The 8,460-nt window shown below is 32.3% G+C and carries 6 protein-coding genes; 1 reads left to right on the top strand and 5 read right to left on the bottom strand.

What is annotated here, in order from left to right:
* Positions 1-148: 148 nt before the first annotated feature.
* The 5 genes from N5E64_RS08680 to N5E64_RS08660 all read right to left on the bottom strand — a co-directional run bounded on the left by N5E64_RS08680 (position 149) and on the right by N5E64_RS08660 (position 7,307).
* Entirely contained in the window at positions 149-970 is an 822-nt protein-coding gene (locus N5E64_RS08680; RefSeq protein WP_125350542.1) for a hypothetical protein, read from the bottom strand.
* A gap of 137 nt (positions 971-1,107) precedes the next feature.
* Positions 1,108-4,284 carry an efflux RND transporter permease subunit gene (locus N5E64_RS08675; RefSeq protein WP_125350541.1) on the bottom strand — a complete coding sequence of 1,059 codons (3,177 nt, stop codon included), beginning with the start codon at positions 4,282-4,284 and terminating at the stop codon, positions 1,108-1,110.
* A 13-nt stretch (positions 4,285-4,297) separates the two neighbouring features.
* Positions 4,298-5,368, bottom strand: coding sequence for an efflux RND transporter periplasmic adaptor subunit (locus N5E64_RS08670; protein WP_280037081.1), 1,071 nt, complete (start codon positions 5,366-5,368; stop codon positions 4,298-4,300).
* A 12-nt stretch (positions 5,369-5,380) separates the two neighbouring features.
* Positions 5,381-6,709 (bottom strand): TolC family protein, encoded by a 1,329-nt coding sequence (locus N5E64_RS08665; protein WP_280037079.1) that lies wholly within the window; start codon positions 6,707-6,709, stop codon positions 5,381-5,383.
* Positions 6,710-6,716: 7 nt separating this feature from the next.
* On the bottom strand, positions 6,717-7,307 hold the full coding sequence (locus N5E64_RS08660; protein WP_280037077.1) for a TetR/AcrR family transcriptional regulator: 591 nt from the start codon (positions 7,305-7,307) through the stop codon (positions 6,717-6,719).
* Between the two features lie 143 nt (positions 7,308-7,450).
* Here N5E64_RS08660 and N5E64_RS08655 point away from each other — a divergent pair, with 143 nt between their 5' ends.
* Positions 7,451-8,428, top strand: a complete 978-nt coding sequence (locus N5E64_RS08655; RefSeq protein WP_280037076.1) for a YpdA family putative bacillithiol disulfide reductase — start codon at positions 7,451-7,453, stop codon at positions 8,426-8,428.
* Positions 8,429-8,460: the final 32 nt, after the last annotated feature.

Below are 8,460 nucleotides of genomic sequence, written 5' to 3'. Positions count from 1 at the left end.
GACCGTCTGATTTTGGTTGTAATACTTGAAATTCATAGACAAATATCTGATTATCAGATATAAATATACAAAAAATAACAATTATAACCAAAAAAAATCCGCCTCAAGTTGTGAGACGGATTCTATTTTATATGATAATTTGTTCGAATTAATCTTCTGATTCTTCTACTTCCGATTGTAAGCCTTCTCCAAATTCACTTAAAGCTGAATTTAATGAAATCTCTGTACAATACTTAGATCCTAAATCTAATCCTTTTTGTAAAAACTCTTCCGCTTTTTCCTTTTCTCCTGTAAAATAGTAATACGTATAAAATAATCCGTATCCATCTGGATTTCCTAAATCTAATACACGTTGGGCCAATTGCTGTAACTCTTTATTAGGTTTTAATTTCAACTCTTCTGTTGCACTTAATGTCTCGAAAACACCACCAGATTGTTCAGCAAATTTATAGGCAAAAACTACTTTACAACTTTCATCAAAACCTTCTTTACACAATTTTGCATTTGCAGCTTCATTTTCTTTTAATTTTTTAATTAAACTTTCTTCATCAAAATCAAATAAATAGCTTGCATTATTTTTAAAATTGATATCATAATTCTGAGCCATCCAATTTGCACGTTGTGCTAATTTAGAATCTGATTGAGGTTTATTTTCGAAAGATTTCAAATTTGATTTATACACTTTTTTATCCACCCAATCTGAAATTCCTTTTAATTGATTTTTCTCTTTTTTGAAGATAAAAACCGTTTTTTCGACAAATATTATAACCGAATCATTGCGTTCTGTAAATTCGTAACCAACCTCATCAAATTCACCGATTGTTACTCTTCCTTTTCCATCAAATTTCAATGGATTATATAATTCATCTTTTGCTTTTGTTGTAAAAACGCCTTCTAACGTATTAGTCGCTTGTTGAGCAAAAAGTGCTGACACCATAAAGAATGTTGTCAATAAAAATAGTTTTTTCATTTTTTAGAAAGTCTCAATTAATATTACGCCAAAAATAAACGTTTTAATTCGTCTAAAACTCACTAATTATAGTTAAAAATTAAAAAAGTCGCTCCAAATATAGAGCGACTTCAAGTATTAAATATCTAAACGAAAGTTTACTCTTCCCATTCTTCTTTTATTTGTCTTGCTTCATAATCTGCAACCATTTCTGCTTCATAATCTACTTTTTCTCCTTTTGAGAAACGACGAATTGCACTATCGAATAATGAATAAACCACAGGAACGATAATTAATGTTAGGAATAATGATGACACTAAACCACCAATAATTACCCATGCTAAACCATTGTTCATCTCCGCTCCTGCTCCTTTTGCTAAGGCAATCGGAATCATCCCGAAAACCATCGCAATTGTTGTCATCAAAATTGGACGAAGACGCGCATGATTGGCTTGTACCAAAGCATTGTGTGTCGTTTCACCAGCTTCTTTTCGGTGATTGGTAAAGTCGACCAATAAAATCGCATTTTTACACACCAAACCAATTAACATAATCATTCCGAGAATCGTGAAGATATTCAACGAATTATTAGTTAAAGCTAAAACCACAAAGACTCCAATTAATGATAATGGAATAGAAAACAAAACCACGAAAGGATAAATAAACGAGTCGTACAAAGCAACCATTACCAAATAAACCAAGATAATAGCAGCTAATAATGCATAACCTAATGTACCAAAACCTTCGGATTGATTTTCTTCATCTCCACCCCAAACATAAGAAACACCAGTTGGTTTCTTATTGTCAATTTTCTTCAAACTTTCCTTGAAGTCAGTTACAATATCACCTGTTGTACGACCAACCGATTGTGCTTGAACCGTTACAGAAGGCGTTTTATCACGACGCTCTAAGAAACTTGGTCCAGAACTTTGTGTAACCGTTGCAAATTGATCCAAACGAATTTGTTGTCCTTTATCATTCACAAATATCAAACTACGAACGTCATCGATATTCGAACGATTAAAATCATTGTACTGAATATTAATATCATATTCGTATTCACCCGCTCTAAATTTACCATCTGTATTTCCAGAGAAAGCAGTTTGCATGGTTAAACCAACTGTTTGTAAATTCAATCCTAAAGCAGACATTTTATCACGGTCAACTTGCACATTAATTTCAGGATTTCCGGCTTCTGTCGTTAATTTCACTTCCGAAGAACCCTTAATTTGTTCTAATTCGTGTTTTGCTAATTCAGCAAATTTCATGGCGCTTTCTAAATTTGGACCTGTCACAACCAACGCTATTGGCGCTTGTTCCGCTCCAATCAAACCAACTGGAACAGTTTTAACCTTAGCACCAACTAATTCTTTTTCTAATTCGCGTTTTACTTTTGCCGCATAAATATATGAATTGTCTTCACGCTCTGATTTATCATTTAAAATAACGTCTATTTCTGCTTTATAAGCTGTTGCTTGTGCTGCTCCAAATCCTTCGGAACTTTGACCAACAGTTGTAATCATATCAACAACTTCTTTTTTATCACGTAAAAACTTTTCTGCTTTTTGCGTCATAAAATTTGATTCCTCTATTGTTGCATCTTTTGGTAACTCTATTTGAACTAGGAATTCACCTTTATCTGTTTTAGGGAGGAATTCACCACCGATATATTTTCCTCCCATTAAGATAGCAATTGTTCCGAATAAAAGAATGAAAACTCCAATAAAAACTCCAATTCTACGAACGGTAGATTTTAAACACCATTCTAACATATCAGAAATGAAGTGGGTAAATTTCATTAATTGTTTTTCGAACCAAAGAATAAATTTCTCAAAAATATTTTTCCCTGTGATATGTTCTAATTTCCCGAAACGAGAAGACAACCAAGGAACAATTGTAAATGACGACAATAAGGATAGTAAGGTTGCGATAACGACTGTCACACAAAACTGTCCAATAATATTCGCCACCAAACCTGTACTCATTGCAATTGGTAAGAATACCACGACAATTACCAATGTAATAGCAGTTACGGTAAATCCAATTTCTTTTGCCCCATCGTATGAAGCTCTAATTTTCGATTTTCCCATTTCCATGTGACGGTAAATATTCTCTAAAACAACGATGGCATCATCCACCAAAATTCCCACTACAAGTGATAAACCAAGTAACGACATCAAGTTTAAGGTATACCCCATTAAGTACATCCCAATAAATGTAGCTATTAATGATGCTGGAATAGATACCATTACAATAAACGCATTACGAATACTGTGCAAAAACAATAACATTACTACAGCAACTAAAACAACAGCTAGAACCAAATCAAAAATTACGTGATCAGCAGCAGCTAATGTAAAATCTGAAGTATCATTAACTATTTGAATTTTTAATCCCTCTGTTTTGTAATCTTCTTCTACTTTTTTTATTGTTGTTCGCATTAATTCAGAAACTGCCACTGCATTTGCATCAGACTGTTTTACAACCTGAACAATAATCGCAGAACTCTGATTAACACGTGCAATTTTTTCTACTTCTTTCTGAGAATCTTGCACAAAAGCAACTTCCGATAAACGAACTTGAATTCCATTATTCGAAGAAATTACCAAATTATTTAATTCATCAACTGATTTATATTTTCCAGAAAGACGAATAATTGTAGAGTTTTCACGTGTTTTTACACTTCCTGTTGGGAAATCTAAATTCGAAGTTAAGATTGCTTGCTGAACTTGAGGCACAGATAATCCATAACCTTTCAATTTCACAGGATCTAAACTTACTTGAATTTCTCTTTCTTGCCCACCAATCAAATTTACTTGTGCTACACCATTTACACGAGATAAAACGGGTTCTATTTTTTTATCTAATAAATCATACAATGCCTTATCTGTTAATTTATCAGAAGTAACACCAGCTGTAATAATAGGTAAATCACTTAAAGAAAACTTTGTTAAAGAAGGAGGATCTACATCATCTGGTAAATCTTTCTCGATTGCATTTATTTTACGTTGAGCATCATTTAAAGCTAAATCTGCATCTGCTCCGGCATTTAAAGTAACAGATACAACAGATAAACTTTCATATGATTTTGATTCAACTTTTTTTACATTTTCCAATGCTGCAACAGCATCTTCAATCTTTTTGGTAACAGAATTTTCAACTTCGTTTGGAGAAGCTCCAGGATATACTGTTGAAATTGTTACAACATTTGTTTCGAATTTTGGGATTAATTCATATCCCATTTGCGTATAACTAAACAATCCTCCTAAAATCAATATCGTGAATAACACGATAATCATCGATGGACGTTTAATTGATATTTCTGCTATTTTCATGGAAAAACTACTCTTATTTTACAACTTTCACTTTCGTTCCATCTTTCAGATTAATCTGACCACTTGTTACGATTTCAGCTCCATCTTTTAATCCGCTGATAATTTCAACTTCAGTTCCAACTGTTTTTCCAATCACAACTTTCGTTAATTTTGCTGTATTATTTTCAACCACGAAAACTTGTCCAGAACTAATTCCATTTACGAAAGCATTTGCTGGAACAACCAATACATTTTTACCTGCATTTACATCATCTTTTGTCGAGAATACTGCCGTTCCGTACATACCAGCTTTTAAACCAGAATTATTCGAAACTTGAATTTCTACTGGAAAGTTTAATGAAGCATCTGCTTTAGGCGCAATAAAAGAAATTCTCCCTGCAAATTCTTGATCTGGAAAAACACTAGCCAATACTTTGATTGTTTGTCCTACTTTCAAATTCACAACTTCAGCTTCTGTTACTGTAACTTGTAATTTTAGTTTTGATACATTTACAATATCAAACATTTGAGAACCTGGCGCTACTACAGATCCTGGCTCTATGTAACGCTTGTTAATCACACCAGAAATAGTTGCTTTTACATTGGTATCACGAACACGTAAATTTTGTGCAGAAACCGCTGCTCTTGCATTTTTTAATTGCAAACGCGAATTATCTAATTGTTGCTTTGTTACTCCTCCAGTTTTGTACGCATTTTCGTAACGTTGATTATCTATAATCGCATTTTGAAGATTATTTTGTGCTTGAGTTACATCAACCTCAATTGCATCTTTTTTAATCGTCGCCAATGTTTGTCCAACAGAAACATAACTACCTTCATCTACCAATACACGAACAATTCGACCAGAAATTTCTGAAGGAAAACTCATTTCCTGAAATGGCGCAAATGTTCCATTTGACGTATAATCTGTATTTAAACTTTGAAAATTAGCTTTAATTGTTTTTACCACAACCTCATCGTTAGCCGCATTTACGATTGCTACCTCTTCTTCTTGTTTGGCTTTATTATTTTTGATAATGTAAATTGCACCACCAATCAAACCGGCTGCAATTAATATATAAAGTAAAGTTTTTACTGATTTCATAAATCGGTTCTATTATTGAATTAATATTTTTAAATCTCCTTTTGCTTTGATTAATGCGATTTCGGCAATTTTATATTCTAACAAAGCATTTGAGTAATTATTTCGAGCATCTGTCAACGCATTTTCAGCGTCTAAAATTTCTGTCAAATTAGCTAAACCTTGTTGGTAATTATTTTGTGTATTTGCAAGTACTTTTTCTGCCAACGATACATTTTCTTCTTGAATATCGACACTTTTTAACGCATTTTCTATTTGCGCTTTTGCATTTTGATATTCCAAACTCAAACCAAGTTTTGTGTCATTCATTTGTTCTTCGATATCCAACAAATCAATTTCTGCTTGATTAATTTTTGCTTTTGTAGCTCCACCAGAAAAAATCGGAACTTTAACACTCAAACCAATCGAAGCTAAATCTGACCAATAATAATCTTGAGAAGTTAAAAACTTCTGTCCAAATCCTTGAAAACCATAATTTGCAGATAAACCAACTGTCGGATAAAGATTTGCTCGTTCTGCTTCTTTTGCAAAACCTAACAATTCTTTTTGTTTGGATAAAACTTTAAATTCGGTTCTATTTTCAACATCGATTTGATCTTCCAACAAAACTAAATTTGGTGTAATTGTTTCTTCTGTTAGACTAATTGGTTGCTCAATTGGATAACCCATATAAAATTTCAACGCATTTTTGTTGATTTCAACTGCATTTACCAACTGTTGACGAGAAGAAGAAATATTATTTAATTGCACAATAATTCGGTCCAAATCAATTGGTTTCGCCAAACCATTATCTACTAAACTTTTGATTACATTTCGAACTTTATTTGTGTTTTCGTAACTTTTTTCAATCGTTTTTAATTTTTCTTCTTGAATAAAAACTTGGTAATACGCATTCGCTACACGCTCTATGATTTGTTCATCTGTTAAATCTGCATTTACCTGATAAAATTCGCGTGTTGTTTTCGCCGCTTTCAAACCTGTAAAAACTCGTTGATCAAAAATATTTTGATAAACGTTAACTCCCAAATTTGAATTCCATTTTGTTCCAAAAGGCACATATACCATTTCTCCTGGTTTTTGAACTAATTCACCAGGCAAAGCCATTTCTTGAACAATTGCATTATAAGTCAAACCAGCGCTTCCACTAACCTGAGGTAAGGCTCCTGCTCTAGCTTCATTAATTTTATATTCGGCTTTTTTGATTGCCAAATCTGCACGTTTTGCATCTGCTTTGTTTTCTAATGCAAAATTTACTGCATCTTTAAGTGCAATAATTTCTTGGGCATTAGCAGAACTCATCAACGCTACAATCGCTATAGAAAGTAATTGTTTTAACCTTTTCATTGATATATTAATTATTAAAAAGTGTATTGAGAATAATTTCTTTTCGATCAGAAAGAATACGTTTGAAATCTTCGTCGCTCAATTTCAAATCCAATTGAAGTAGCGGACGAATTGTAAATGGATAATTAACCAATGAAATCATGTTTAACAAAAACTGAAGTGGCTCCATCTTTTTAATCGTTCCTTTTTCCATTTCTTCCTCTAATCTTTCGTAAAAAACATTTACAACTACATCTAAATCATCTTTCATTAACTTAGAACACATTGTATTATTTTTATTCATTTCGGTAACGATGTAAGTTTCCAAATATGGATACTTGATTGATGTTGCAATAGAATCCTCTATAAATTCGCCAATCATTTCTTTGATATCACGATTTCTATCAAAAATAGCGCGCGATTTTTCATTACTTACACGCGTAGCTTCTTCGTAAATAATACTAATTAAATTGTTTCGCGATCTGAAATAATAATTAATCATCGTTCTATTCACTTTCGCTTCATCAGCTATTTCTTGCGTTGTTGCATGAAATCTACCTTCACCAAAAAACATTCTTTTCGCTGTTTCTTTGATCAATTCTTCTGTATCGTCTTTCATATCTGTGCGGCTTTTTTATTTTGACAAAATTGTCAAACAAAATTATTAATATATTTCGTTAATCCAAATAGTTAAACATTATTTTTAAAAAAATTGAAGAAAATCATAAAGATTACCGAACTGATTATCCGTAAATTTGCTTGATGAAAGAACAATATGATTTGATAATTGTAGGTGCTGGGCCAATTGGTTTGGCTTGTGCAATAGAAGCGAAAAGAAACAATCTTTCTTATTTAATTATTGAAAAAGGTGCTTTAACAAATAGTTTGTACAACTATCCTTTGTATATGACATTTTTTTCGACTGCCGAACGATTAGAAATTGGAGAAATTCCGTTCAATTGTATTGCGCCAAAACCTGGTCGACAAGAGGCGTTAGAATATTATCGAAACATTCATAAATATTTCAAATTCAATCTAAATCTATACGAAGAAGTTGAAACGATTAATAAAGTTGAAACAAATCATTTCGAAGTTAAAACATCAAAAAATAACTATTCAACTAACAATATAGTCCTTGCAACTGGTTTTTATGACATTCCAAACTTAATGAATATTGAAGGTGAAAATTTGCCAAAAGTTCATCATTATTACAAGGAAGCTCACCCTTATTCTTTTCAGAACGTAGTGGTTGTTGGAGCGAATAATTCTTCTGTTGATGCAGCTTTAGAATGTTATCGAAAAGGTGCCAATGTAACAATGGTGATTCGTGGCGAAGGTTTTACGCATCGACTAAAATATTGGGTTCGTCCTGATATCGAAAATCGAATTGCAGAAGGAAGTATCAAAGCTTATTTCAACTCGAATATTACTTCTATTGACGAAAATCAAGTTCATATCAAAACACCAGAAGGTGATATTTCAATTGAAAATGATACCGTTTTAGCTTTAACTGGTTATCATCCAAATTTCAATTTTTTGGAGAACTGTGGAATAACTTTCAGTGATGATGAATTGAAAACGCCAACTTATAATCCCGAAACAATGGAAACAAATGTGGATGGTTTATATTTGGCAGGCGTTGTTTGTGGTGGTATGTTGACAAATATTTGGTTTATTGAAAATTCGCGCGTACATGCACAGCAAATTGTTGAGGCAATTTTAGCAAAAAATAATAAATAAAAGTTTCTGTATTAATCAGAAAATAAAAATAA

Origin of the sequence: Empedobacter sp. GD03739, assembly GCF_029843245.1 — a bacterium.
Lineage (GTDB): Bacteria > Bacteroidota > Bacteroidia > Flavobacteriales > Weeksellaceae > Empedobacter > Empedobacter falsenii_B.
This window is presented reverse-complemented; position numbering and strand designations above follow the sequence as displayed.